This window comes from Sphingomonas sp. IC4-52, from assembly GCF_020707225.1.
In the GTDB taxonomy this organism is placed as follows: Bacteria; Pseudomonadota; Alphaproteobacteria; order Sphingomonadales; family Sphingomonadaceae; genus Sphingomonas.
The window spans coordinates 1103810-1128275 of record NZ_JAJFEU010000001.1 but is presented as its reverse complement, the minus strand read 5'-3'; the positions used below and the strand labels follow the sequence as shown (position 1 = coordinate 1128275).

23 protein-coding genes and 3 tRNA genes are annotated in these 24466 nt (G+C 65.2%); 9 read left to right on the top strand and 17 right to left on the bottom strand.

All coding sequences use genetic code 11. The features are described 5' to 3' along the window. Nucleotides 1-262 precede the first annotated feature (262 nt). On the top strand, nt 263-1318 hold the full coding sequence (gene pspF, locus LK535_RS05515) for a phage shock protein operon transcriptional activator (RefSeq protein ID WP_227770841.1): 1056 nt from the start codon (nt 263-265) through the stop codon (nt 1316-1318). 66 nt (nt 1319-1384) lie between these two features. Then, nucleotides 1385-1993: a superoxide dismutase gene (locus LK535_RS05510; protein WP_227770840.1), complete on the top strand. Its 609-nt coding sequence runs from the start codon at nt 1385-1387 to the stop codon at nt 1991-1993. 304 nt (nt 1994-2297) lie between these two features. Here LK535_RS05510 and LK535_RS05505 read toward each other — a convergent pair. The 3 genes from LK535_RS05505 to moaA form a co-directional block, all read right to left on the bottom strand. Then, nucleotides 2298-2372, bottom strand: a tRNA-Asn gene (locus tag LK535_RS05505). Between the two features lie 66 nt (nt 2373-2438). Continuing rightward, nucleotides 2439-3218, bottom strand: coding sequence for an NAD kinase (locus tag LK535_RS05500; RefSeq protein ID WP_227770839.1), 780 nt, complete (start codon nt 3216-3218; stop codon nt 2439-2441). Continuing rightward, nucleotides 3215-4222, bottom strand: a complete 1008-nt coding sequence (gene moaA / locus LK535_RS05495; RefSeq protein WP_227770838.1) for a GTP 3',8-cyclase MoaA — start codon at nt 4220-4222, stop codon at nt 3215-3217. Before moaA ends, LK535_RS05500 begins: the two co-directional genes overlap by 4 nt. 94 nt (nt 4223-4316) lie before the next feature. Here moaA and LK535_RS05490 point away from each other — a divergent pair, with 94 nt between their 5' ends. Genes LK535_RS05490 through LK535_RS05480 form a run of 3 tightly spaced genes read left to right on the top strand, consistent with a single transcriptional unit; the run spans nt 4317 to nt 6828 of the window. Beyond that, nucleotides 4317-5891, top strand: a complete 1575-nt coding sequence (locus LK535_RS05490) for a bifunctional diguanylate cyclase/phosphodiesterase (RefSeq protein ID WP_227770837.1) — start codon at nt 4317-4319, stop codon at nt 5889-5891. Then, entirely contained in the window at nt 5888-6301 is a 414-nt protein-coding gene (locus LK535_RS05485) for a YybH family protein (protein WP_227770836.1), read from the top strand. Before LK535_RS05490 ends, LK535_RS05485 begins: the two co-directional genes overlap by 4 nt. A 32-nt stretch (nt 6302-6333) precedes the next feature. Beyond that, complete coding sequence (locus LK535_RS05480; RefSeq protein WP_227770835.1) at nt 6334-6828, top strand: DUF488 family protein; 495 nt, start codon at nt 6334-6336, stop codon at nt 6826-6828. A gap of 21 nt (nt 6829-6849) precedes the next feature. Here LK535_RS05480 and LK535_RS05475 read toward each other — a convergent pair whose 3' ends face one another. From LK535_RS05475 to LK535_RS05460, 4 genes are all read right to left on the bottom strand, one after another. After that, the gene (locus LK535_RS05475; protein WP_227770834.1) at nt 6850-7293 is read right to left on the bottom strand and encodes a PaaI family thioesterase; all 444 of its coding nucleotides are present in this window, start codon (nt 7291-7293) and stop codon (nt 6850-6852) included. A gap of 8 nt (nt 7294-7301) precedes the next feature. Further along, the gene (locus LK535_RS05470; protein ID WP_227770833.1) at nt 7302-7652 is read right to left on the bottom strand and encodes a DUF952 domain-containing protein; all 351 of its coding nucleotides are present in this window, start codon (nt 7650-7652) and stop codon (nt 7302-7304) included. Beyond that, on the bottom strand, nt 7649-10435 hold the full coding sequence (gene gyrA, locus LK535_RS05465; protein ID WP_227770832.1) for a DNA gyrase subunit A: 2787 nt from the start codon (nt 10433-10435) through the stop codon (nt 7649-7651). The genes LK535_RS05470 and gyrA overlap by 4 nt, the downstream gene beginning before the upstream one ends. 111 nt (nt 10436-10546) lie before the next feature. Next, nucleotides 10547-11203 (bottom strand): SDR family oxidoreductase, encoded by a 657-nt coding sequence (locus LK535_RS05460; RefSeq protein ID WP_227770831.1) that lies wholly within the window; start codon nt 11201-11203, stop codon nt 10547-10549. A gap of 125 nt (nt 11204-11328) precedes the next feature. Between LK535_RS05460 and LK535_RS05455 the strand changes: the two genes are divergently transcribed. Then, the gene (locus LK535_RS05455; protein WP_227770830.1) at nt 11329-12621 is read left to right on the top strand and encodes a hypothetical protein; all 1293 of its coding nucleotides are present in this window, start codon (nt 11329-11331) and stop codon (nt 12619-12621) included. A gap of 184 nt (nt 12622-12805) precedes the next feature. Here LK535_RS05455 and LK535_RS05450 read toward each other — a convergent pair whose 3' ends face one another. Further along, nucleotides 12806-13276, bottom strand: a complete 471-nt coding sequence (locus LK535_RS05450) for an Lrp/AsnC family transcriptional regulator (RefSeq protein ID WP_227770829.1) — start codon at nt 13274-13276, stop codon at nt 12806-12808. 184 nt (nt 13277-13460) lie between these two features. Here LK535_RS05450 and LK535_RS05445 point away from each other — a divergent pair, with 184 nt between their 5' ends. Together LK535_RS05445 and LK535_RS05440 are read left to right on the top strand one after the other, a co-directional pair. Further along, nucleotides 13461-15140, top strand: a complete 1680-nt coding sequence (locus LK535_RS05445; RefSeq protein WP_227770828.1) for a sensor histidine kinase — start codon at nt 13461-13463, stop codon at nt 15138-15140. Between the two features lie 2 nt (nt 15141-15142). Next, nucleotides 15143-16162 carry a polysaccharide deacetylase family protein gene (locus LK535_RS05440; RefSeq protein WP_227770827.1) on the top strand — a complete coding sequence of 340 codons (1020 nt, stop codon included), beginning with the start codon at nt 15143-15145 and terminating at the stop codon, nt 16160-16162. Between the two features lie 79 nt (nt 16163-16241). Here LK535_RS05440 and LK535_RS05435 read toward each other — a convergent pair whose 3' ends face one another. The 5 genes from LK535_RS05435 to LK535_RS05415 all read right to left on the bottom strand — a co-directional run bounded on the left by LK535_RS05435 (nt 16242) and on the right by LK535_RS05415 (nt 19277). Next, nucleotides 16242-17006, bottom strand: a complete 765-nt coding sequence (locus LK535_RS05435) for a Crp/Fnr family transcriptional regulator (RefSeq protein WP_227770826.1) — start codon at nt 17004-17006, stop codon at nt 16242-16244. Nucleotides 17007-17128: 122 nt separating this feature from the next. Beyond that, a tRNA-Pro gene (locus tag LK535_RS05430) sits at nt 17129-17205 on the bottom strand. Nucleotides 17206-17257: 52 nt separating this feature from the next. Further along, nucleotides 17258-17330: transfer RNA gene (locus LK535_RS05425), tRNA-Ile, on the bottom strand. A 143-nt stretch (nt 17331-17473) separates the two neighbouring features. Continuing rightward, nucleotides 17474-17740 carry a hypothetical protein gene (locus LK535_RS05420; RefSeq protein WP_227770825.1) on the bottom strand — a complete coding sequence of 89 codons (267 nt, stop codon included), beginning with the start codon at nt 17738-17740 and terminating at the stop codon, nt 17474-17476. Between the two features lie 130 nt (nt 17741-17870). Then, a complete protein-coding gene (locus tag LK535_RS05415) occupies nt 17871-19277 on the bottom strand; it encodes a M20/M25/M40 family metallo-hydrolase (protein WP_227770824.1) in 1407 nt (468 codons plus the stop codon). Between the two features lie 106 nt (nt 19278-19383). Here LK535_RS05415 and ettA point away from each other — a divergent pair, with 106 nt between their 5' ends. Then, the gene (gene ettA / locus LK535_RS05410; protein WP_227770823.1) at nt 19384-21063 is read left to right on the top strand and encodes an energy-dependent translational throttle protein EttA; all 1680 of its coding nucleotides are present in this window, start codon (nt 19384-19386) and stop codon (nt 21061-21063) included. Between the two features lie 90 nt (nt 21064-21153). Here the strand turns inward: ettA and LK535_RS05405 are convergent, their stop codons facing one another. The 4 genes from LK535_RS05405 to greB are packed head-to-tail and all read right to left on the bottom strand — an operon-like array spanning nt 21154 to nt 24414. Next, nucleotides 21154-22782 carry a M28 family metallopeptidase gene (locus LK535_RS05405; protein WP_227770822.1) on the bottom strand — a complete coding sequence of 543 codons (1629 nt, stop codon included), beginning with the start codon at nt 22780-22782 and terminating at the stop codon, nt 21154-21156. Further along, on the bottom strand, nt 22782-23606 hold the full coding sequence (locus tag LK535_RS05400; RefSeq protein ID WP_227770821.1) for an NYN domain-containing protein: 825 nt from the start codon (nt 23604-23606) through the stop codon (nt 22782-22784). Before LK535_RS05400 ends, LK535_RS05405 begins: the two co-directional genes overlap by 1 nt. 33 nt (nt 23607-23639) lie before the next feature. Next, on the bottom strand, nt 23640-23879 hold the full coding sequence (locus tag LK535_RS05395; protein ID WP_227770820.1) for a hypothetical protein: 240 nt from the start codon (nt 23877-23879) through the stop codon (nt 23640-23642). A 52-nt stretch (nt 23880-23931) separates the two neighbouring features. Then, nucleotides 23932-24414 (bottom strand): transcription elongation factor GreB, encoded by a 483-nt coding sequence (gene greB, locus LK535_RS05390; protein WP_227770819.1) that lies wholly within the window; start codon nt 24412-24414, stop codon nt 23932-23934. Nucleotides 24415-24466 lie beyond the last annotated feature (52 nt).

The following is a 24466-nucleotide window of genomic DNA, read 5'->3' as shown; positions in this document are numbered from 1 at the left end:
ATCTCCTTGCTGAACCTGGTGTCTTTTTCACCGCTCTCGGCGGTTATGCCGACTGCTTTGCAGGGGCCGTGCCAATTGTTGTCGCGCTAACCGCGGCGGCGCAGATTGCGGCGCGAAAAAATGAATAGTGCAGTTAAATCAATATGATGGGGCTCGCCGTGTGACCTGCCCCGATTGGGCGCCTGTGATTTGTAAGAGTCAAACACGTATTGCCAAGCATTGGTGAGATGCGCCAAAGCTTGGGTGAACAGGGCGGCGGGCGATGGCAGAGCGGACAAGTCAGGTAATCGGCCAGTCAGGGGCATTCCTCGATGCCTTGGAGCGCGCCAGCCGTGCGGCCGCACTCGACCGGCCAGTACTGGTGATCGGGGAGCGCGGGACCGGCAAGGAACTGGTGGCCGAGCGCCTGCACCGTCTTAGCCCGCGATGGGACCAGCCGCTTGTCGTGATGAACTGCGCCGCTTTGCCAGAGACGCTGATCGAAGCGGAACTGTTCGGCCACGAGTCGGGCGCATTTACCGGCGCGACCAAGGCGCGGGTGGGCCGCTTCGAGGAAGCGGACGGGGGAACGCTGTTCCTCGACGAGCTGGGCACGCTTTCGATGGGCGCGCAGGAGCGGCTGCTGCGCGCGGTCGAATATGGTGAGGTGACGCGCATCGGTGCGTCGCGCCCGATACGTGTTGATGTGCGCATCGTCGCGGCAACCAACGAGCATTTGCCCGACAAGGTCGATCGGAATGAATTTCGTGCCGACTTGCTGGATCGCCTGTCGTTCGAGGTGGTGACGCTGCCGCCGCTTCGCGCGCGCAAGAGCGACATCCTTATCCTGGCCGATCACTTCGGACGCCGGATGGCGGCGGAAATGGGCTGGGAACGCTGGCACGGCTTTTCACCAGCGGCGCAGGATGCGCTGCGTGAATATCGCTGGCCCGGCAACGTGCGCGAGTTGCGAAATGTCGTGGAGCGCGCCGTCTACCGTTGGGAACGCGACGGACCGATCGAGGCGATCGAGTTTGATCCGTTCCAGTCACCCTATCGCCCCGGCAACAGCGCTGCGCCCCAGCAGCAGCAGCCGGCGCCCGCGATGCCGCGGCCACCCCAGCCCGCGCCCACCAGCGACGGCGATGAGGTGGCGGCCTGCGACGTTGGGCCATCCGACTTCAAGAGCAGGGTCGCCCTGTTCGAAAAAGAGCTGCTTTCCCGCGCGCTGGCGGAGAACCGGTTCAATCAGCGCGCGACCGCTGACGCTTTGGGGCTCAGCTATGATCAGCTTCGCCACGCGCTTCGCCGCCATGACCTGATCGGAGCGGTTGCGTAACGAGGCGGGCGGAGCCATTTGGGTGGCGTCGCGTTCCCTTGCGCAACCCCGAAAAGGAGGATTTCCATGGCATTTGAACTTCCGCCGCTGCCGTACGACTACGACGCGCTCGAGCCGGTCATCTCCAAGGAGACGATGACCTTCCACCACGACAAGCATCACGCAGCCTATACCGCGAAGCTGAACGAGGGCGTGGCCGCCGATCCGAAGCTGGAAGGCAAGTCGATCGAGGAGATCATGGGCATGATCTCGTCGCTGCCGCCGCTCGTGCGCAACAACGGCGGTGGATATTGGAACCACGACTTCTTCTGGAAGATCATGACCAGCCCGTCCAAGAGCGGTCAGCCGACCGGCGCGCTGAAGGACGCGATCGATGCCTATGGCGGCCTCGACAAGCTCAAGGAAGATTTCAACACCAAGGGTGCGGGCCAGTTCGGCTCCGGCTGGGCCTGGGTCATCAAGGATTCGTCAGGCGCGCTGAAGGTCACTTCGACGCCGAACCAGGACAATCCGCTGATGGACGATGCCAAGGAGAAGGGCACGCCGATCCTGGGCAATGACGTGTGGGAGCACGCTTATTACCTCACCTACAAGAACGATCGCCCCGGCTACCTGAAGGCTTGGTGGGATCTGGTGAACTGGGAAGAGGCCGGCCGTCGCTTCGACGCTGCCTGATTTTGTCTGCCGCCTTGCGCGGGAGAGAAGGGGGCGGGCCCGAGCGGGCCTGCCCCCTTTTTCGTGGCGAGCAAATGGGCAGTGTGCGCGTACGCCTGCGCCGGCTTGGGGAAGGAAGCGACGTCATGCTGAACTTGCGCCAGCATCGGTTGCTTCAGGGGCGAGGCTGTAGCTTGCGCAAGTACGGACCCTGAAACGAGTTCAGGATGACGGTGCGTTGCAGGGGTAGGCTGCGGCTCTTTTCCGTCCGAAAGCGGAAGAGCCGATCATCGCTGGCGTCGTGGCGCGCGGGAAAGGGTCCCGCTGGCTCCCTGAGTAGGATTCGAACCTACGGCCGCTCGATTAACAGTCGAGAGCTCTACCGCTGAGCTATCAGGGAACGCTGCGGGAGGCGCGTCTTTAGCCGGATTCTCGGCGCTTGCAACCCCCGTTTGCGCAGAAAAAATCAGGCGACGAACTGTTCCATGGTGATCCGGTCGTCCAGCGCGTGCTCGGGGTCGAACAGCAGCGTCAGCTCGCGGGCGCGGTCGATGGCGATGTCGACCTGAGCCACGTCGCGGATCTCACGCTGGTCCGCCACTGCCGACACCGGCCGCTTGCCGGGATCGAGCACGCGCAAGCTGACGCGCGCCTTGTCGGGCAGAATAGCGCCGCGCCAACGACGCGGGCGAAAGGCGCTGATCGGCGTTAGCGCGATCATTGCCGAGCCGAGCGGCAAGATGGGGCCATGCGCCGAAAGATTATAGGCGGTCGACCCTGCCGGCGTGGCAACAAGGATGCCGTCGCAGGCCAGTTCTTCCAGCACGACGCGGTCATTCACCCGCACCTCGAGCTTGGCCGTCTGGCGGGTCTCGCGCAACAGCGAGACTTCGTTGATCGCCGGCATGGTATGGATGCGGCCGTCGATACCCGTTGCCGTCATCAACAGCGGCGTCACCTTGAAGGCGCGCGCGTTCGACAGTCGCTCCTCCAGGTCGTGCTGGCGCCACTCGTTCATCAGGAAGCCGACGGTGCCCAGGTTCATGCCGAACACCGGCACGTTGGCACGCCTGGTGTCCAGAAGCGTGTGCAACGTCTGCAGCATGAAGCCGTCACCGCCGAGGGCGATCACCACATCGGCTTCGTCGATCGTGCACCAGTCCCAGGCATCGGCAAGTATCGCGCGGGCGCCCTGGGCCTGGGCGGTTGGCGAGGCGACCAACGCCCGCCGCTGATAATCACTCATCCGCCTGTTACACTCATGTGCCGCGATACCGCGGGCGCTGCGTTGCGCTCGATGCGGAAGTCGTGCCGCGCCGGCTTGCCCGCGATGCCGAGCCGGATCGCATCGTCCAGCGCAGCCACGCCCCCGTCGCGCAAGGCGGCCTTCAGATCGACCTGATCGTCATGCCCGAGGCACGAGTACAGTCGTCCTTCGGTGGTAAGGCGCACGCGATTGCAGCCGTCACAGAAATTCGCTGTCAGCGGAGAGATCAGGCCGAGGCGAGTCTTGCCGCCATTTACCCGCCAGTAGCGCGCCGGCCCGCCAGTGCTGACGCCATCGCGTTCCAGGTCGAACTGCATCGACAAGCGATCGAATACGGCGGTGAGCGGCACGAAGCGGTCCGTGCGATCCTCGTCAATCGCGCCCAGCGGCATGGTTTCGATCAGCGTCAGATCATGGCCCTCACCGATGCACCAGTCGAGCATCGGGGCGATTTCATCTTCGTTCAGGCCCTTCAGCGCGACCATGTTGATCTTCACCGCCAAGCCGGCCCGCCTGGCGGCGTCAATTCCCTGAAGCACCTGGTCCACATCGCCATGCCGCGTGATATGCCGGAACAAGGCGGGATCGCGGCTGTCGAGGCTGATGTTCAGGCGCCTTATGCCTGCATCTGCCAGCGCCTCCGCATGATCGGCGAGGCGAGTGGCGTTGGTCGTCATGGTCAGCTCGTCCAAGCCATTGCCGACGTGGCTGCCGAGCCGCTGAACGAGTTCCACCACATCGCGGCGCACGAGCGGCTCGCCGCCCGACAACCGGATCTTACGCACGCCAAAATCAATGAAGCGCTCGGCGATGATCGCGATCTCTTCCAGCGCGAGCAGCTTGCTGCGCGGCAGGAACGTCATCTTCTCCGCCATGCAATACCGGCAGCGAAGATCGCAGCGATCCGTGACCGAAATGCGCAGATAGCGGATCGCCCGGCCGAAACCGTCGACAAGGCCGGGGGCGGCGGGCGTAACTCCCATAACGGAACAGCTAGGCGCTGAAGAGCCCAGGGACAAGGGTAGGTCCGTAGTTGCTGCCAGCCCGAGCCACTCATACGGTCGCCGGGTGGGCATCATGGTAAGCGAAACCGTCGAAGTGGCACTGGCCGAGGGCAGCGAAGCGCTGGCCGCTCTCGTCACGACTGCTGGCGCCCGCTCCGGTGGCGACTGGGCGGAAGTGTTGCTGGTCGATGCGCGTGCCGATCAGCGGTGCGTCGCCGATGCGGAAGCGATTGCGGCTACTGCCCGGCAAGCGCTGCTGGCCATCGTCTCTGACCAGTGCGGCGCCGCTGCGGCTTATGAAGCCGGGGCCACCCACGTCTCGCTCGGCGATCCCACCACCGAATCGCTGACGCTCGCGCTTCGCTTCGCCGGCCGATACGCGCGCCGGCTGCGTGGAACGGGCCGTATGCGCCGGGCAGGGGAGGCGGTCGAGGGCGCCGTCACCCGCTTCATTGGCGACGGCGATCCCGCGGAGCCGGCGACGGTGGCGCTGGTTGCGATTACCCGGTTCGATACGGTGAATGCTGCATTCGGGCGGGAAGCGGGCGATCAACTGCTGCGCCAGGCCGCGGCCCGGCTCGCGGCGGTCCTGCCGCCGTCAGCCGTGATCGAGCGCGATCATGGCGCCCGGTTTGTCATTGCGGTGCGCGAAGGAGGCGACGCCGCGCGGGCCCGGGTCGCGGCAATCGAGGGCGCGCTGGGGCGCGGCTTCACCCTTGGCTGCGAAGAAGCGCGCCTTGGCGTCCGAATCGGGGTTGCCCATCGCGAAGCTGGCGAGCCCGCACGCTCGCTGGTTACGCGCGCGACCGAGGCGCTGGCCAACGCCGCCGCCGGCGACGGCGCGAACGTGCGCTTTGCCCCGCGGCTGCATGTTACCGCGGGGCTGGATCTCGCCGCGGACCTGCACCGGGCGATCGACCGTCGCGAGATCGACATCCTGTTTCAGCCGCAGGTGATGCTGGATAGCGGGCGGATCACCGGCGTGGAGGCGCTGGCCCGGTGGGAGCATCCGGTGCACGGCGTGCTCGGCGCCAACACCCTGTTCTCGGCGGCCGATCGCGCCGGTTTGGGGCTGGCGCTGTCCGAGCATATCCAGCTGCTGGCGCTGACGCGGGCGGCAGCCTGGCAGGGCCAGCTTGCCGCCTTGCGGGTCGCGGTGAACGTCACCGCGGCGGATCTTGCCCGATCCGATTTCGTGACCCACTTCCTGTCGCTCGTGGAGCGTTCTGGCATCGCGCCCAGCCGGGTAACCGCGGAAGTGACGGAAAGCGGCTTCGTCACTGACCTTCCGTTGGCGGCCGAACGATTGGAGCAATTGCGGGCACGGGGGCTACGCATCGCCATCGATGATTTCGGCACCGGCTATTCCAGCCTCGCCTATCTGAAGGCGCTGCCGCTGGACTATCTGAAGGTCGATCGCAGCCTGACCAAGGACATCGCCGGCGCGCCGCGAGCGCGCGTGGTTGTGCGCGGGATCCTGGACATCGCGGCGGGACTGGGTTTGCAGACCATTGCGGAGGGCGTCGAGAACGCCCGCGAGCGGGATCTTCTCGCCGCCGAAGGCTGTACCCTTTACCAGGGATTCCTATGCGCCGGGCCGCTTGATGAGCGGGCCCTGAAGGCGCTGGTGGAGGGACATCGGCAATGATCCAAGCAATGCTGACCCCAGTCGCGGTCGCAGCGGCCGCACTGGCGTCGCCGCAGGCCGCGATTGAGGCGGAAATGGCGGCCAGCGCTGCCGGCTGGAACGCCGGTTCACCGGAGCGGTTCATGGCAGTTTATGCCGATGATGCCGTTTATGCGTCCGGTAAGGAGTTGGCGCGCGGTAAGGCGGCGATCGCGAGCCGCTATGCCAAGAGCTTTGCGGACGGGGCGAACAGCCGCGGACGACTGGCGTTCCAGCCGGTCGCGTGGCGTACGATCAGCAACGTCCACATGCTGCTGGTAGCGCGCTGGTCGCTGACGCCAGCCGCTGGTGAGGCGCAAGGCGGGCTCACGACGTTGTTGTTCGAGCGTCGCAAGGAGGGCTGGAGGATCATCGCCGATCACAGCTCCTGAGTGGTGGCGCCCCGGTCAGGAGGAGTGGCGGAATGAGGGTCTTCACCATCGGCTATGAAGGGGTGACGATGGACGAGTTCATCGCCGCCTTGCAGAAGGCGGGGGTGGAGCGAGTGATCGACGTGCGGGCACTGCCATTGTCGCGGCGGCCGGGTTTTTCCAAATCGATCCTGGCGGCGACGCTGCGCGACGCGGGCATCGACTATGTCCATCTAAAGGCGCTGGGCACGCCCAAGCGCGGGCGGGATGCGGCAAAGAAGGGCGATGTGGCGACCTTGCGCGCCGTGTACGAAGATCAGTTGGCGCTTCTGGAGGCGCAGGCCGCCGCGGCGCAGATGCGCGCGCTGGCCGCAGACAGGCCGTCCGCATTGCTGTGCTATGAGCGCGATCCCTGTCACTGCCACCGCACCTTGCTGTTGCAGGCCGAGGGGGACGGAGCCGAGGTGGTCGACCTCTATACGTGGGCGAGGTGGTGCTTCCGTATCTTTCGGAAGCGAGCGGCAAGGCGCTGCGCACGGCCGAAGTGACGGCCGAATGCCGGCGTACGCCTAGGGCAGCGCGTAGCCGACGGTAGACTGGGCGATCAGCCGATCCTCGCTGTCCTGCCAGATGCGGACGTCGACGCTGGCAAGTCGGCGGCCGAGCTTCAGCAGTCGCGCATCGGCGAACACAGCGCGGTGATTGCATGGCCGCAGGAAGGTGATGGACAGCGCGTTAGTGACGGCCATCTGCTCCGGGCCATGGTGCGCCGCGATCACGGCGTAAGCGGCGAGATCGGCCAGCGTCATCAGCGTCGGGCCGGAAACGATATTGCCGGGCCGAAGCGTGGACGCGTCGGGATCGAGCCGGATCCGCAGATGGCCGGGCGTGAGGCTGACGACCTCGCCTAGTTTTGCCGGATCGCTGGCTGGGAAAGCAGCGGTGAGGAAGCCGGTCACTTCCTCCGCCGTCAAACGCAGCGTGAGCGGTGATCCGCCGGAGGAACTGGCCATGGACGCGATCAGCCGGTGACTGGGAGCCGGACGGTGCCGTCATCCTCGCGGTGGAGCGCGCTGTACGCGACCACCGTATCGAGCGTCAGCGGGCCATAAAGGTGCGGGAAGAGTTGACCACCGCGGCTCTCTTCCCACCGGATCTTCTCGCCGAGCGCCTCCAGATCGACAGCCGCGACGTGCAGATCGTCCTGCCCGGCGAAGTGCTTGTCGACAGTTTCCGTCAACTGTCCTGCGGTGGACAGATGAACGTAGCCATCGGCCAGGTCCACCGGCGCGCCGGCAAAGGTGCCGTCGCGTTCGAGCGCGGCCATCTGATCGCCGGTCAGCACCTTGTAAGCAGTCTTCGGGTGGCTCATTGTCCGTCCTCTGGTCCCGCGGCGGCATCATCGCCGACCGTCGCGCCGGTGTCCGGAGCGATTTCAGGCGCGGACAGTTCCGCGGCCACCGCTTCCTCCAACGCATTCTCGGGCTCCGGCTCCTCATCGATCCGCGCACAGCCCACGACATGTTCGTTGTCGCTGACGTTGAAGAGGCGCACGCCGGCCGATCCGCGACCGATCACGCGAAGGCTCGCCAACGGCATGCGGATCATCTTCGCCTGATCGGTGACGAGCATCAGCTGGTCGTTCTTGCTGGCCGGGAAGCTGGCGACGACCGGGCCGTTGCGGGCGATATTGTCGATGTTGGTGATGCCCTGACCACCGCGGCCGGTGCGGCGATACTCAAACGCCGAGGACAGCTTGCCATAACCGTTCGCGCAGACGGTGAGGATGAATTGTTCGTGCGCGCGCAGGAATTCGAATCGGTCCATCGGGATCTGCGGCTCGCCTTCACGCTCGGTCGCCTTCCAGGGGGCGAAGCGGAGATATTCCTCGCGCTCCTCCTGCGTGGCGCCAGTGCGGTGCAGGATCGAGAGCGAAATCACCTCGTCGCCGGGCGCGAGGCGCATGCCACGCACGCCGGTGGAGTTGCGGCTCTGGAATTCACGCACGTCGTCGCCAGGGAAGCGGATCGCCTTGCCCTGGCGGGTGGCGAGGAGGACGTCGTCATTCTCCTCCAGCAGCGCGACCCCGATCAGGCGATCGTCGGCATCGTCGCCTTCGAACTTCATGGCGATCTTGCCGTTCGAGGGCACGTTGGTGAACGCGTCCATCGCGTTGCGGCGGACGCTGCCCCGCGCGGTCGCGAACATGACGTGGAGCTTGCCCCATTCCGATTCGTCCTCGGGCAGCGGCAGGACGGTGGAGATCGTCTCGCCCGGCTGGAGCGGGAGGAGGTTGATCATTGGACGGCCGCGGGTGTTCGCGCTGCCCTCGGGCAGGCGCCATACCTTCATGCGATAGACGCGGCCGAGCGTGGAGAAGAACAGCACCGGCGTGTGCGTCGAGGTGACGAAGAGGCTGGTGACGGCATCCTCGTCCTTCGTCGCCATGCCGCTGCGGCCCTTGCCGCCGCGCGCCTGGGCGCGGAACGCCTCGAGCGGGGTACGCTTGATATAGCCCTGCATGGTCACGGTGACGACCATGTCCTCGCGCTCGATCAGATCCTCGTCGTCGATGCCGTCGGCGGCAGCAGCGATCTCGGTCCGGCGCGGGGTGGCGAAGAGCGTGCGGATCTCGGTGAATTCCTCGCGCATCACCGCGTAGAGTTTCACGCGGTCGGCGAGGATGGCGAGCAGTTCGGCGATCGATTCGGCGAGCGTCTTGAGCTCGTCGCCGATCTCGTCCCGGCCGAGCGCAGTGAGGCGGTGGAGGCGCAGGTCGAGGATCGCGCGGACCTGGATTTCCGACAGGCGATAGCTGTCGCCGGTGATCTCGGTTTCGACCGCCTCGACCAGCTTGATGTAGCCGGCGATCTCCGCGATCGGCCATTCGCGCGCCATGAGGGCGGCGCGGGCCTCGGCCGGCGAAGCGGAGCCGCGGATGATGCGGACGACCTCGTCAAGGTTGGTGACCGCGATGACGAGGCCGAGCAAGATGTGCGCCCGGTCACGCGCCTTGGCGAGTTCGAACTTCGAGCGGCGGGTGATGACCTGCTCGCGGAACTGGACAAAGGCGGCGATGATGTCGCGCAGGCCCAGCATTTCCGGGCGGCCACCGCGGATCGCGAGCATGTTGGCGGGGAAGCTGCCCTGCGCGGGCGTGTGGCGCCACAGCTGGTTCAGCACCACCTCGGGCGTCGCATCGCGCTTCAGCTCGATGACGACGCGAACGCCGTCGCGGTTTGATTCGTCGCGGACATCGCCGATGCCCTCGATGCGCTTGTCCTTGGCGGCCTCGGCGATCTTCTCGACCAGCGCGTTCTTGCCCTGCTGGTACGGGATTTCGGTGAGGACGATCGAGCGACGCTCCCCGCGTCCTTCCTCGATGACGTAGCGCGAGCGGACGATGATCGAGCCGCGACCCGTTTCATAGGCGCTGCGCGCGCCCGCACGGCCAAGGATGACGGCGCCGGTCGGGAAGTCCGGCCCCGGCACGATCTCCATCAATTCCTCGGTCGTCAGCGGTTCGCCGCCGCTGACCGCGCGATCGAGATAGGCAAGGCAGGCGTCGATCACTTCGCCGAGGTTATGCGGCGGGATATTGGTCGCCATGCCGACCGCAATGCCGCCCGCGCCGTTGACGAGCAGGTTCGGGAAGCGCGCCGGCAGGACCGAGGGTTCGCTTTCCGAACCGTCATAGTTCGGCTGGAAATCGACCGTGTCCTTGTCGAGATCGTCGAGCAGGTAATCGGCGACGCGCGACAGGCGCGCCTCGGTGTAACGCATCGCGGCGGGGGGATCGGGATCCATCGAGCCGAAGTTGCCCTGGCCGTCGATCAGCGGGGCGCGCATCGACCAGTCCTGCGTCATGCGCGCCAAGGCGTCATAGATCGCAGTGTCGCCGTGCGGGTGATATTTACCGATCACGTCACCGACGATGCGGGCGGACTTTCGGTAGGGCCGATTGTAGGTGAAGCCGCTTTCGTTCGCCGAATAGAGGATGCGCCGGTGCACCGGCTTCAACCCGTCGCGAACGTCGGGGAGCGCGCGTGCCACGATCACGCTCATCGCGTAATCGAGGTAGCTGGTCTTCATTTCCTCGACGATGGAGATCGGCGCGATATCCGAAGGGTCGGCGAGGACGGTCTCGTCGGTCAAAACGCTACTTTCACTATGGGGTTCGTCTTGGTCTCGCTCTAGGAGGCTGCAACCCAAATGTCACGCGTACGTACGTGCGCGCGCGAGGGGAAGGATGCGGCCGCGAGCGGGTTAGGGCGCAATCTCCACGCCGTCCCAGCTGATCAGCTTCCCGCTGTCCTGCGGCTTCAGTCCGTCGATGACGTCCAGAAGCTGCACCGCGGCGCGATCCGGCTTGAACAGGTCGCGCCCGCTTTGCTGGAACGGTCGAGACAGCTTTGTATCAACCGTGCCGGGATGCAGCGCGACGACGATCCCGCGCTCGTTCCGTCGCCGGTCTTCTATCGCCAGGGTGCGGACAAGCTGGTTCAGTGCGGCCTTGCTCGCGCGATAGCCGTACCAGCCGCCGAGCCGATTGTCGGAAATGCTGCCCACTCGGGCAGAAAGCACGGCCAGCACGGATCGGCCGGTCCGCGGCATGATCGGCAGGAAGTGTTTTGCGACCAGTGCCGGGCCAATCGCATTCACCGCATATTGCCGCGCCAGCCAGGCGGGATCGAGATCACGCAGGGCCTTCTCCGGGCCATGCTCGCCATCGTGCAGGAGCCCCGTCGCCACCACCACCAGTTCGGGCGTGCCGGCGGCAGCTGCCGCGCGGGCGATGGAGGATTCGTCCATTAGGTCCAGCTGCGGACGGGAGAGGCGTTGTACGGCGGCTCCTTCGTCCTCCAATGCATCCGCCAATGCGCCGCCGATACCGCCCGAGGCGCCGATAATCACGGTCTTCATGCACGTGCGGCTAGGCGCGCAAATCATTACGTTCAATGTCCATTCAGCGCCTTTCCTTGATGGAGCGGCGCGAGGGCATTAAGCGCAGGCCCAAGTATTCACGCCCGAAGAGGAGAGCAGTTTCGATGAAGAGCATTTCCCGCGTTGCCTTCGCGGCCGCGTTGATGGCCGGCGCGGCGGGTCTCGCCGTCTCCCCGCCGGCGGTGGCCCAGAAGAAGAAAGAGGAGCAGAAGGCTCCGTCGCTGAAGCTCAGCAAGGAGGTGCAGAACGCCGCCGCCGCCGCCCAGAAGGCGATTGCGTCGAAGGATTTCGCCACCGCCTCGACTCAGCTGACCGCGGCGCAGGGTTCGGCCAAGAGCGATGACGACCGCTACATCATCGCGGCGCTTCAGCTTCAGGCAGAAGCCACCAAGCTGCAGGATGCGCGCGCGTCCAACCAGCAGGTCAGCGACCAGGGCCTGAAGGCGCCGCTGGAAGCGCTGATCGCCAATCCGAAGACCCCGGCGGTCGACGTGGCCAAGTACAATTACCAGCTCGGTGTCATGGCGTCGAACGCCAAGGACAGCGCCGGTGCCATCAATTATTTCCAGCGTGCGCAGCAGCTGGGTTATACCGATCCGAACCTGCCGCTTCAGATGGTCAAGCTGAAGATGGACGCGGGCGATATCGCGGGCGGCTCGGCCGAGCTGGAAAAGGCGATCGACGCCCAGACGGCAGCTGGCCAGAAGCCCAGCGAGGATCTGTACAAGTACGCCATTGCGCAGACCAACAAGAAGCGCATGGGCCCGCAGACCGCCGGCTGGATCAAGCGCTGGCTGGTTGCCTATCCGACCGCGCAGAATTGGCGCGACGGCATCGTCACCTATGGCATGACCCAGCAGAGCGCCGTGACGCTGGACAAGGGCCAGAAGGTCGACATGTATCGCCTGCTGCGCGCCACCAAGGGCCTGGCCGACCAGTATGACTATGAGGCGTACGCTCAGTGGACCTACGATCTGGGTCTGCCGTACGAAACCAAGACCGTGCTCGAGGAAGGCAAGGCATCGGGCAAGGTTCCGGCCAGCAGCAACTCGGCAAGCGACCTGCTGCGCCTTGCCAACCAGGCGATCGCAACCGAAGGTTCGCTCGCTCCGGTGGAGGCAAAGGCGAAGGCTGGCGCCAACGGCCGTATCGCGCTGAACACGGGTGACGCGTACCTCGGCATGGGCAATTGGGCCAAGGCGATCGAGCTTTACCGGGTCGCCCTGCAGAAGGGCGGTGTCGATGCGGATACCGTGAACACGCACCTGGGCATCGCGCTGGCGAACTCGGGTGACAAGGCAGCGGCCAAAGCAGCGTTCGCCGAGGTGAAGACCGCGCCGCGTTCGGAGATCGCATCCTTCTGGACGCTCTATCTCGACAACCCGCCGTCGGCCTGATCCGGTCGGCACAGGCTGAAAATGGAAGGGGCGGCTTCGGCCGCCCCTTTTGTTATGTGCTTCGTGCGCTCAGATGGTGATGCGGCCGCTCTATGAAGGCGGTCAGCCGCTCGCCGGATGTTGCGCGGTCACCCGCACGATTGCTGGGACCAGTTTGGCGAAGAATGTGCCCGGCGTTGCGACCTTAGTCCTCGGGAACTACGATGGGCACGCCCGGCTCGGCCTTGGCCGTGCGGATCGTCAATGACGATTTCACGCTGGCGACGTTCGGAGCCGCGGTCAGGTGGGTGGTGAGGATACGCTGAAATGATTCAAGGTCGGACGCCACGATCTTCAGGATGAAGTCGATTTCGCCGTTCAGCATGTGGCATTCGCGAACCTCCGGGATGCCGGCGACGTGGCGCTCGAACGCGGCAAGGTCGTGCTCGGCCTGGCTTCGCAGGCTGACCATCGCGAAAACGGTGATTGGGAAACCCAGCATCGCCGGCTCGCAATCGGCGTGATAGCCGCGGATCACGCCCGCCTGCTCCAGCGATCGGACGCGTCGAAGGCACGGGGGGGCCGTGAGCCCCACACGTTCCGCCAGATCGACATTCGTCATCCGGCCATCTTCTTGCAACAGGGCGAGGATCTGTCGGTCAATCCGATCAAGCACGGAAAGCACCGGTTGCACGCAGCATTTCAATCAAGAACATGGCTGCACCTATAGGATAGTTGCGTGGCAACGCAATTGTCCGTGCATGGGCTTGGTCACGATTCATTTGTTTTCGCGGGTGTATGGCTCCGCTACGAGCGACACCGGCAAGCGGTCTGGTCGCAGCTAGGGAATGAGGCAGTAGGTGCGGTTCGACGATAGCCTCAAGACGGTGTTGGCTGCCGACGCCTCTACTGCTTTCGGCGCGCAGGCGACGTTTCGGCAACTCGCCGATCTGATCGCGCGCGGGCGGGTGGCGGCGGATGATGAGACGCTGGGCCGCTTGCGCGGGCTGCGCGATCAGGTGCCGGTCACCGTTCGTGCTGCTGTTGCGCGAAGCTTCGCGCTGGGTCAGCCGCCGGTCGAGTTGGTCGCGCTGTTTGCGCAAGACGAGCCGGGCGTCGCATCCGCGGCGCTGCGCGCGGTGCGCTTGCCGTCCGACGACTGGGTCGCGCTGATCCCTCAGCTGGGCCCGAGCGGCCGCGCCACGCTTCGGCGGCGTGAGGATCTCGATGTGGAGGTGGAGCGGGCCCTGGCGAGCTTCGGCTCGACGGACTTCACGCTCGCGTACACGCCCACGCCATCAGCGGACACGCCAGTCCATGCGCCAGTGCTCGGCCTGGCAGAATCGATGGCCGGGCTGGTGGCAGAAGCCGCTGCCTCTCCGCTGCAGGCGGACACGGAGACGGATCGGCAACCCGGCAGCGCGAGCGGTTTCGACATCGCCGAGCTGGTTGATCGGATCGCCAGCTATCAGCAGCAGCGTGCCGGCTCGCCGGCTGCACCGATCGCACCCGTGGTGGATCATTTCCGGTTCCAGACCGACGCCGGAGGGGTCATCCGGTGGACAGACGCTGCCCCACGAGGTGCTTTGATCGGCTTGGAACTGGCGCAGGATTACGCCGCTGGTGCGGCTCAGGTAGATGGTGTGGTGCAAGGCGCGTTTCGTCAGCGCACAAGCTTCACCGACGCGCGGCTGACGCTGGACATGACCGAGAGCATCCGCGGAGAGTGGCGCATGTCGGCAGTTCCGCTGTTCGATCCCGTCACAGGTCAGTTCATTGGCTATAACGGCGCGGCGCGGCGTCCGCGCATTGACCAAGTCGCTGCCCGCATAGCCGAAAAGGGCAATGCCGAGGGATTGCGGCGGCTGGTTCATGAGCTGCGCACCCCGACCAACGCCATCGCCGGCTTCTCGGAACTTATCGAAACTCAGCTTCTTGGCCCGGTTGCCCCGACGTATCGAGAGCGAGCGGCAGCAATTCGCCTGCTCGCTGCGGATCTGGTGGCCGCGATTGAGGATCTCGATCTTGCCGCGCGCATCGAGGCGCATGCGCTTGAGCTTCGGCCGGACGTGGTCGAATTGGGGCCGCTGCTGACCCGGATCATGGCCGACCTTGCGCCGCTTGCCGCCCTGCGGGAATGCACGCTGGACCTGGCGTCTGTCGAAGAAGCGCCGACCATTGTGGGCGACGAGCGGGCGATCGAGCGGTTGCTGAGCAGGCTGATCGCCACTCTCGTTTCCAGCGGGCAGAGCGGGGAGGTGATCCACATTGCCGCCTCGTGGAACGGCAGCGCAAATGCACAGGTCACAATGACATGCCCTCGCGCGTTGGCCGAACTGCCGAGAGACAGTCTCCTGAACCTGGATACGGAGACCGAGAGCCAAACTCCCGGCACGCCTTTGCTTGGGACCGGGTTTGCTCTGCGCCTCTCGCAAAGCCTTGCGTCCCAGCTGGGTGGGCACCTGGCGATTGCGCCCGATCGCATGACCGTAACGCTTCAGGCGGCGGTTGCCGCCGCGCGGCGGGCGATAACGAGCTGAGCATGCCGCCCGGCGGATCGCAGGGCTGGCGTGTGCCTCCGCCGGCGCCTGCCCAGATCATCCGCTGGCCGGCGGACTTCGGGCGTCGCTTCATCGTCTTCGTCGATACAGAAGAGGAATTCGACTGGAACGCGCCCTTTTCTCGCGAGGCGCGCTCGGTCACCGCCATTGCCGCTCTTCCCGAAATGCACAGACGGTTTGTCGATCGGGGCGTTTTCCCCTGCTATTTGTGCGACTATCCCGTTGTCACCGATCCTTGGGCCGCCGACACACTACGGGGCCTGATCGCGGATGGTCGATCGGCGGTCGGGGCCCAGCTGCATCCATGGGTGAACCCGCCTCATCAGGAGCAGCCTTCCGCGCACCTGTCGTTCGCGGGCAATCTGCCGGTGGCGCTGGAAGCTCGCAAGCTGGACGTCTTGACCGCGGCGATCACAGACGCTTTCGGCTCCGCGCCGCAAGCATTTCGCGCAGGACGCTATGGCCTGGGTCCGCAGACGCTCGCGCTTCTTGCGGGCAGGGGGTACCGGCTCGACACGTCGGTGCGGTCTTATCACGACTATTCACGACAAGGCGGTCCCGACTTTCGCGCGATTGGCCCCGATGCGTTCAGGACGGGGCCGGAGAACAGGTTGATCGAAGCACCGCTGACCACGGTTTACACCGGCCGATTGCGTTCGGCCGGAGCGCGCTGGCACCGGATGGCGGGGAGGGTGCCCCGTGGCCATGGACTGCTCTCGCGTGCGGGGTTGCTGTCACGCGTGCCACTTACGCCGGAGGGGGTGTCGATCGAGCAAGCGACGGCCGCAGTTCGCCTCGCGGCTCAAGACGACATGCGCCTGCTCACATTTTCCTTTCACTCGCCCAGCCTCGTTCCAGGCCACACTCCCTATGTCAGGAATGCGGACGACGCGGTGCGCTTCAGGGTGTGGTGGGAGGTGATGCTGGACCAGCTCGACCAGCTTGGATTTCGCCCCCTCACTTTGGCTGAGCTGATGCGAGCGGCCGAAGAAGCGCGCTAAAATCAGCACGAGCTACCTTCGACGGGGCAGCCCCCTCGCGGCTGGCGTCGAAGGCAGCGCATCGTCAGATCCATTCGCGCTACCGAGTCGCGCGGCTTCGTTCGGGCAGTTCCGCGGAAAGATGGAGATAGGCCGGCTCGAATTCGGCCGCGCTGGCAAGCCGCTCCCAATCGAGGATCGCGACGATGCCCCGAGTGGCTTTCACAAGGCCGTCCTCGCGTAGCGCCTTCAGCGACCGATTCACGTGAACCGATGTCAGCCCCAGAGCATCTGCCATCTGTTCCTGGGTCATGGTCATCGGGAATTGCCCATTCTCTAGCCTACCGATGGACCAGTATCGAAGCGCCAGTTCACAGAGCAGATGCGCGACCCGCTCGCGAGCAGTGCGTCGCCCTGCGTTCACCAGCCATTGAGCAATGATCTGACCATCGATGACGCAATCCTGCCAAAGACCGAGCGAAAGATTCGGGTAGCGAACGCAGAGTTCCCGAAGCGCCGCATGGGGGATCAGGAAGATTGTGGACGCAGATAGCGCGACCAGCTGCGCAGAGCGCGTCGGCAAGACTAGCGAATGAAGATCAGCCATGTCCCCGGGAAGCTGGATGGCGATCAACTGGCGTCTGCCGTCATCAAGCTGCGCGAAGCGGGCGATCGAACCCTCCGCAACGAGGCAGACACAATCAATCGGGGTCACAAGGCGGGTAACTTCGCGGCGGGCCGCCACTTGTCGCGGGCTCGCCGGCAGGTTGAGGAGAGCTTGACCTTCGGCGTGCATAATCTCCATCCGACCGCGTAGTTTGGTCAGATAAAGCTGCAGAGCCGTGGACGCTGTGGGGAAAGCCATGGCTGGTCGCCAAAACAGCTGCAAAAACATCGGCATTGGCCGACGTTGCTCCAACGCGCCATCATCCGGATCAGGCCCGGGCAAGCGAATACGTAGGTCGCTGGGACACAAAATTGGGAAAGTGGTCGGGGAGACAGGATTCGAACCTGCGACATCCTGCTCCCAAAGCAGGCGCGCTACCAGACTGCGCCACTCCCCGACGCTCATGTTCGCTAGGCGTTGTTGTTGCCTCGCGCAAGTACATCACGCGGTGGGCCCGGCAGGACTCGAACCCGCAACCTAGCCGTTATGAGCGGCCAGCTCTAACCGTTGAGCTACAGGCCCCCGCGTGTTGCCTGACTATAAGCTACCGACGTTGGCGGCAATGCCAATCGCGTGGCCAGTTCAGGAAAAGAAAAGGCGCCCCAGCCAATGGCGGGAGCGCCTGTTTCTTTCAGAAGCAGCGGGCTTATCAGCCCGCCTCTGCCTTACTGAACGTTGTCAGCGGCTTCTTCGCCAGCTTCACGAACGTTCGACGCCGCGTCTTCCATGTTGTCAGCAGCGTTCTCGAGGCCTTCTGCTGCAACGGCGTTCGCCGAGTTGTCAGCCATGTCCTCGAGGTTGTCCGCCATCATTTCCATGTTGTCGGCCATCATGTCGGCGTTGTTCTCGACCGCGGCGGCCTCCGGCGACTTCGAGCAAGCAGCCACGGACATCAGGCCGGCGGCGGCAGCGATCAGAACGATCTTCTTCATTCGAATGCTCCCAAGCATTAATTCGTTTCGCGGCCGACCCGTTTGCCGTCGCGAGCCCCGGCAAATACCGCACCAATCCGGTGGGTCAATCGGGAAATTCATCTCGCAGCAAGGTTCGCGACGAACCGATTTATCGTTTTTCCCGCTCAACCGGCCCGATTTCCTCGGGGGCATTGGCCACAATCGCCAGCATTGCTGTCCATGCGGCGACGTTCTGGCGAAGATTTTCAGGGTCAACCCGGTCGAGCGTGTCATCCGGGGTGTGGTGCGTATCGAAATAGTCGAGACCGGACTGGTTGAGATCAACGCCAGCGACGCCGAGTGCCACGGTGGGGCCGATATCGGCGCCGTTTCCGCCAGATCCACTGCCGCGGACGATGCCCAGAGGCGCAAGCGCTGCCGCAAGCCGCTCGCCCATCGGTTTCGCTGAGTCGGGGAGGGTCATGCCCAGCCGCCATACCTTGTCCGCGCCAAAATCACTTTCCGCGGCGAGGGCATGACGCTCCTGCCCGTGCTTCGCGGCATAGTCGCGGCCGCCGAAGCCGCCGACTTCCTCCGCGCCGAACCAGACAACACGGATCGTGCGGCGCGGGCGCTTGCCGCTGTCGAGGATCCGCTTGGCCGCCGCCGCGGTGATCGCGACGCCGCTGGCGTCGTCGATCGCCCCGGTGGCGAGGTCCCAGCTATCGAGGTGACCACCGATCAGGACGATGCCGGCATTGGGATCGGTGCCAGGAACTTCGGCGATCACGTTTCCGGATTCCTGCTCGCCGACCTGCCGCGGCGTGAGCAGCAGCTTCATGCGGACGGGCTTGCCGCGCTTCGCCAGCGCCTCGATCAGTTTGGCGTCCGGCACCGAAACGGCGGCCGCGGGGATGGCTGTCGTGCCTTCCGGAAAATAGGTCGTGCCGGTGTGCGGCAGGCGATGCGTGTCGGTCCCGATCGAGCGGATGACGATGGCCGCAGCGCCCTTTTTAGCCGCGAGAGCAGGACCGGCGAAGCGAGCTACGCCGGCCTGGCCGTAGCTGGAGCCATCCTGAGTTTTCATCATCGCGTTACCGACATAGGCGATCTTGCCCGCGAGGCTCCCGTCCGGCGCGGCGGCCAGATCGCCGTAAGTCGGGAAGATCACCACCTCAGCTTCGATCCCGGCAGCCGGCGTCGCGCCCGAGTTGCCAAGTGCTGCAAGGTGAAGCTTCTGCGGCACGGGTGACACGATCTCCGCCCGCTCTTCGCCTCGGACCCATACCGGCATCCGATAGGTTTCGATCCGCACATTCTTAAAGCCCAGGGCCTTCAGCTTCGCAGCGCTCCAGGTGCGGGCACGTGCCTCGGCTTCTGTGCCGGCCAGCCGCTGTCCAACCTCCGTCGTCATCCCTTCCACGATGTCATAGGCGACATCATCCTTCAGTGCGGCGTCGCGAAGAGCGGCGACTTGGCGGTCCACCCGCGCCGGGGCAGGGGGCGCCGCACGCTGCGAAAGCACTGGTGCGGATGTGACAAGAAGGGCGGTGGCAATGGCGAAGCGGCTGATCATACGCCTCGCGTAAGTCGCCGCGTGAAGTTTGCCAACGGCCTGTCGCATCATTACATGCCCGCCGACCAATTTCAGCCATTCCAGTCTACGGAGCGACAGGCGACCCATGGCCGTCCAGTATACCTACGTCATGAAGGGTCTGACGAAGACCTTCCCGGGCGCCAACAAGCCCGTGCTCAACAACATCCACCTGCAGTTCCTGCCGGGCGCGAAGATCGCGATCATCGGCCCGAACGGCTCGGGCAAGTCGACGCTCATGAAGATCATGGGCGGGATCGACACCGATTTCACCGGTGAGGCCTGGGCTGCCGAGGGGATCAAGGTGGGTTACCTGCCGCAGGAGCCGCAGCTCGACCCCGACAAGACGGTGATCGAGAACGTGCGCATGGGTGCGGGGCCGGTCGTGCAGATGGTCGAGCGGTTCAACGCCATTTCCGCCGAGATGGGCGATCCGAAGGACGATACCGACTTCGACGCACTGATGGAGGAGATGGGCGAGCTTCAGGCGAAGATCGACGCCGCCGACGGATGGAGCCTTGATTCGCAGCTGGAGCAGGCGATGGAGGCGATGCGCTGCCCGCCGTCGGACAGCCCGGTCACCAACCTGTCGGGTGGTGAGAAGCGCCGCGTCGCGCTGGTCCGCCTGCTGCTCGAGAAGCCGGACATCCTGCTGCTCGACGAACCGACCAACCACCTCGACGCCGAAAGCGTCAGCTGGCTCGAGAATTTCCTGAAGGAATATACCGGCAACGTCATCCTGGTGACGCACGACCGCTACTTCCTCGACAATGTCGTGAACTGGGTGCTCGAGCTCGATCGCGGGCGGTATTACACCTACGAATCCAACTACTCCGGCTATCTGGAGAAGAAGGCCAAGCGGCTGGAGCAGGAAGAGCGCGAGGAGGCCGGCCGCCAGAAGGCGATCGCCGACGAGCTGGCGTGGATGCGGCAGACGCCCAAGGCGCGCCAGACCAAGAGCAAGGCGCGTATCCGTGCGTTCGACGAGTTGGTCGAGAAGCAGGAGAACCGCGCGATCGGCAAGGCGCAGATCCTGATCCAGATCCCCGAGCGCCTCGGCGGCAAGGTGATCGAGGCGAAGGGGCTGACCAAGGCCTATGGCGACAAGCTGCTGTTCGAGAACCTCGACTTCAACCTGCCGCCGGGCGGCATCGTTGGCGTCATCGGCCCGAACGGCGCCGGCAAGTCGACCTTGTTCAAGCTGATCACCGGCCAGGAGCAGCCAGACGGCGGCACGATCGAGGTCGGCCAGACGGTGAAGCTGGGCTATGTCGACCAGAGCCGCGATGCGCTCGACCCGAACAAGAACGTCTGGGAAGAGGTTTCCGACGGGCTCGACGTGTTCCGCTTCGGCAAGCAGGAACTGGGCACGCGCGCCTACGTTGGCGCATTCAACTTCAAGGGGCAGGACCAGCAGAAGAAGGTTGGCCAGCTGTCGGGTGGTGAGCGCAATCGCGTACACATCGCCAAGATGCTGAAGGAGGGCGGCAACGTCCTGCTGCTCGACGAACCGACCAACGACCTCGACGTCGAGACGCTGCGCGCGCTCGAAGAGGCGCTGGAAAGCTTCGCGGGCTGCGCGGTGGTGATCAGCCACGATCGCTTCTTCCTCGACCGCCTCTGCACGCATATCCTCGCCTTTGAAGGCAACAGCCATGTCGAATGGTTCGAGGGTAACTTCGAGGCATATGAGGAGGACAAGCGCCGCCGGATGGGCGATGCGGCGGATCGTCCGACGCGCCTTGCCTACAAGAAGCTGACGCGCTGATCCGGCCGGACCATCACCCCGGCGTCGAGCAGGGGTGACGGTGGATCAAGGGAAAGGCCCGCCCGGCAGATGCCGCGGCGGGCCTTTTCTTTATTGGCGCTGGTCGGCGCTCTTGGCGCGGATGGCGCGGAACTCGGACGCCGGCCGCCATTCGGGCCACACGCCCGCCTTCGAGAGCCGCTGACCCATGGTGTAGAACAGGTCGACGTCCTGCGCGGCGCCGGTGAAGTTCCAGTCCGGTGCCCAGGCGTCGCAGGTCTTATGGTAGCAGGCCATGTAGCCGTCGAGCCACTTCTGCCCTGCCTCGCGCCCGCCGACGCGCATGTCGCTCGCGCCGCCCAGCGCCATCAGCTGCAGCGCGGGAACGCCGCGGCGAACGACCGAGAAATGATCCGCGCGATAGAACAGGCCACGCTCGCTGGCTTCCTCCGGCGTCACGACGCGGTTCTGCGCGCGCGCCGCCTCGGTCAGCAGATCCTCGAGCGACGACTGGCCGGCGCCGACGAGGATCACGTCCTTCGCCTCGCCAGCGGTCTGCAGGATGTCGAGCGTCAGGTTCGCAACGGTCTTTTCCAGCGGGGCGGTGGGGCGGGTGGCATACCATTCCGACCCCAGCAGACCGCGCTCCTCGGCAGTCCACAGCGCGAACACGAGCGTGCGATCGGGCGCCGCGCCAGCCTTGAACAGGCGGGCAAGCTCCATCACGCCGGCAACGCCGAGCGCATCGTCGTTGGCGCCGGGACGGATGGTACGGCCCTGCGCGTCGGGCGGACCCTCGCCATAAGCGTCCCAGTGCGCGGCGAACTGGACGGTCTCGTCCCGCTTCACCTTGCCCGGGATCTTGGCGATGACATTGGCGCTTTCGATCCGCTCGACGGTGACGGGCAGCTTGGCGGTGAAGCGCGCCTTCATCGTGATCGGGCGGAAGGCGGCGGAACGGGACTGCCTGCGCAGCGCCGCGAGATCGAGCCCCTCGGCGGCGAAAACGCGGCTCGCCGCCTCACCCGACAGCCAGCCCTGCAGCGCGATGCGCTGGTCCTCGGGACCGCGAACGATGTCGTAATTTTCGCCATTGGAGGCATTGGCGGTGGACCAGGGATAGCCGGCGCCAGCGGTGTCATGGACGATCAGCGCGCCGATCGCGCCGCGTCGTGCCGCTTCCTCGTACTTGTAGGTCCAGCGGCCGTAATAGGTCATCCGCTTGTCGCCGAAGCGGCCCTTCGCGTCCTCGCCAGCGACCGCCTCGAAATCGGGGTCGTTGACCAGGAAGACCGCAACCTTGCCCTTCAGGTCGACGCCCTTGAAATCGTCCCACTCCGCCTCCGGCGCGTTGACGCCATAGCCGACGAAGACGAGCGGCGCGTTCTCGATCGACACCGACGGATCGGGGCGGACGGTGGTGAGCGCGACGTCCGTGCCCTGCTTCAGGCTGGTGGCGCCAAAGCTGACCGGGCCATCGCCCAGGCGGGTGTGGATCAGCGGCACCTTCTGCGTCCAGGCGCCGTCGGGCCCGCCGGGCTCAAGCCCCAGCGCCTTGAAGCGCGCGATCGACCATTCGATCGTCTTCTTCTCACCCTCCGTCCCCGGCGCGCGGCCGCCGAATTCGTCGGAGGCGAGCACCTTGGTCATTTCGGAAAGCTTAGCGGGGTCGGTCTTGGATGGCTGGGTGGCCGCGATGGCGATCAGCGGGAGGAGATAGGCAATCGTCTTGTTCTTCATCAACGCAACCTTCGCACGAAAACGCGGCCATCCTCGCGCCGCTCGGTCTGGAAATTGGGAACGGCGGCGATCAGGTCCGACAGCCGCTTGTAGCCATAGTTACGCACGTCGAAGCTCGACCGGTTGGCGGCGAGCTGCCCCATGGCTGACAGGCTGACGAAGCCCTTTTCGTCGCGCTTCACCGCGGAATAAGCGTCGATCAGCAGCTTCACCAATTCGTCGTCGATCGGTGCTGGGCCCTCAGGCGGAGCAGGCTCGGCCGCGACGGCGGGCTGAGGCTGCTGCGGCGCCGGCGGTTCCTTGCTGCTGGTCGGGGCCGCCGGTAGCTCCTTGGTCGGCGCGGGAGACGGCGGCTGCTTGGGCGCGTCCTCCTCCGCGGCCATCAGCTTGTCCACGTCGATGAACCGGGTGCAGGCGCGCTTGAAGCCTTCGGGCGTTTTGGCCTGGCCGAAGCCATAGACAGGCAGGCCATCCTGCCGAAGCCGGGTAGCCAAGGGCATGAAATCGCTGTCCGACGACATGATACCAAAGCCCTCGACCCGTCCGCGGAACAAGAGATCCATCGCATCGATGGTCATCTTCATGTCGGTGGCGTTCTTGCCCTTGGTAATGTCGAACTGCTGCTGCGGCTCGATGCCGTGCTTGATGGTCATGTCGCGCCAGCCGCTCAGCGCCGGCTTCGACCAATTACCATAGACGCGGCGGATGTTGACCGTCCCCAGTTCGGCAAGGACGGTCAGCACCGGATCGATCGCATGCCAGCTGGCATTGTCCGCATCGATCAGCAGGGCGATGTTGCGGGTGGGGGTGTCGTCGCTAGCCATCACGCGCAGCCATCGGCGCTGCCGTGGGGAAGGTCAATCGTTCGTGCGTCGGTCGCTGCGATACGCCTGACCAGCATCGATGTCGGCCTGTTTCGTTGGCCTCGTCGTGCCATCGGGATCATCGACCTGGTGCATATCGTCACGCGATCCGACGTCGCGTGCCAGCGCACCGCCGCTGGTGCCGGTCTGCGCCTCTCCGCCCGGGATCATGCCCTCGATCACGTCCTTGTCGTCGTGGTCGCGAGCGGTGGTGGTGCGGGGATTTTCTGCCATCGTTACTCTCCTTCGTACCGGTAAGAACGAGATGGCAGGGCTGGAGGTTTCGTCAGGCAGAAGGATAAGTGATGGCGATCACTTCATATTCCTTTTCCCCCGCGGGGAGCGCAACGCGCCTGAGATCCCCCACCGCCGCGCCGCGCAGCGCACGGGCCAGGGGCGCGTTCCAACCGATCAGACCGTGGCCGGCATCCGCCTCATCATCGCCTACCAGGGTCAGTACGCGGTGGTTATCATCCTCGTCAGCGATCGTGACGCTTGCACCAAAATAGACGCGCGAGCGGTCGGGCGCCTGAGAAGGATCGACCACCTTGGCCGCCTTCATCCGGCGCGACAGGAAGCCCAGCCGCCGGTCGATCTCCCGCAGCCGCTTGCGCCCGTAGATATAATCGCCGTTCTCCGACCGATCGCCATTGCCAGCGGCCCAGGCAATGGTTTCCACCAGTGCCGGGCGCTCGGTGGCGAAAAGCTGATCATATTCGCTGCGCAGCGCGGCATAGCCGGCTGGCGTGATATAGTTCGGGCGATCCATGCGGAGGGCTCTATAATCGACCGAAGCGGGATCCGCGACCTCCACTTGCCTG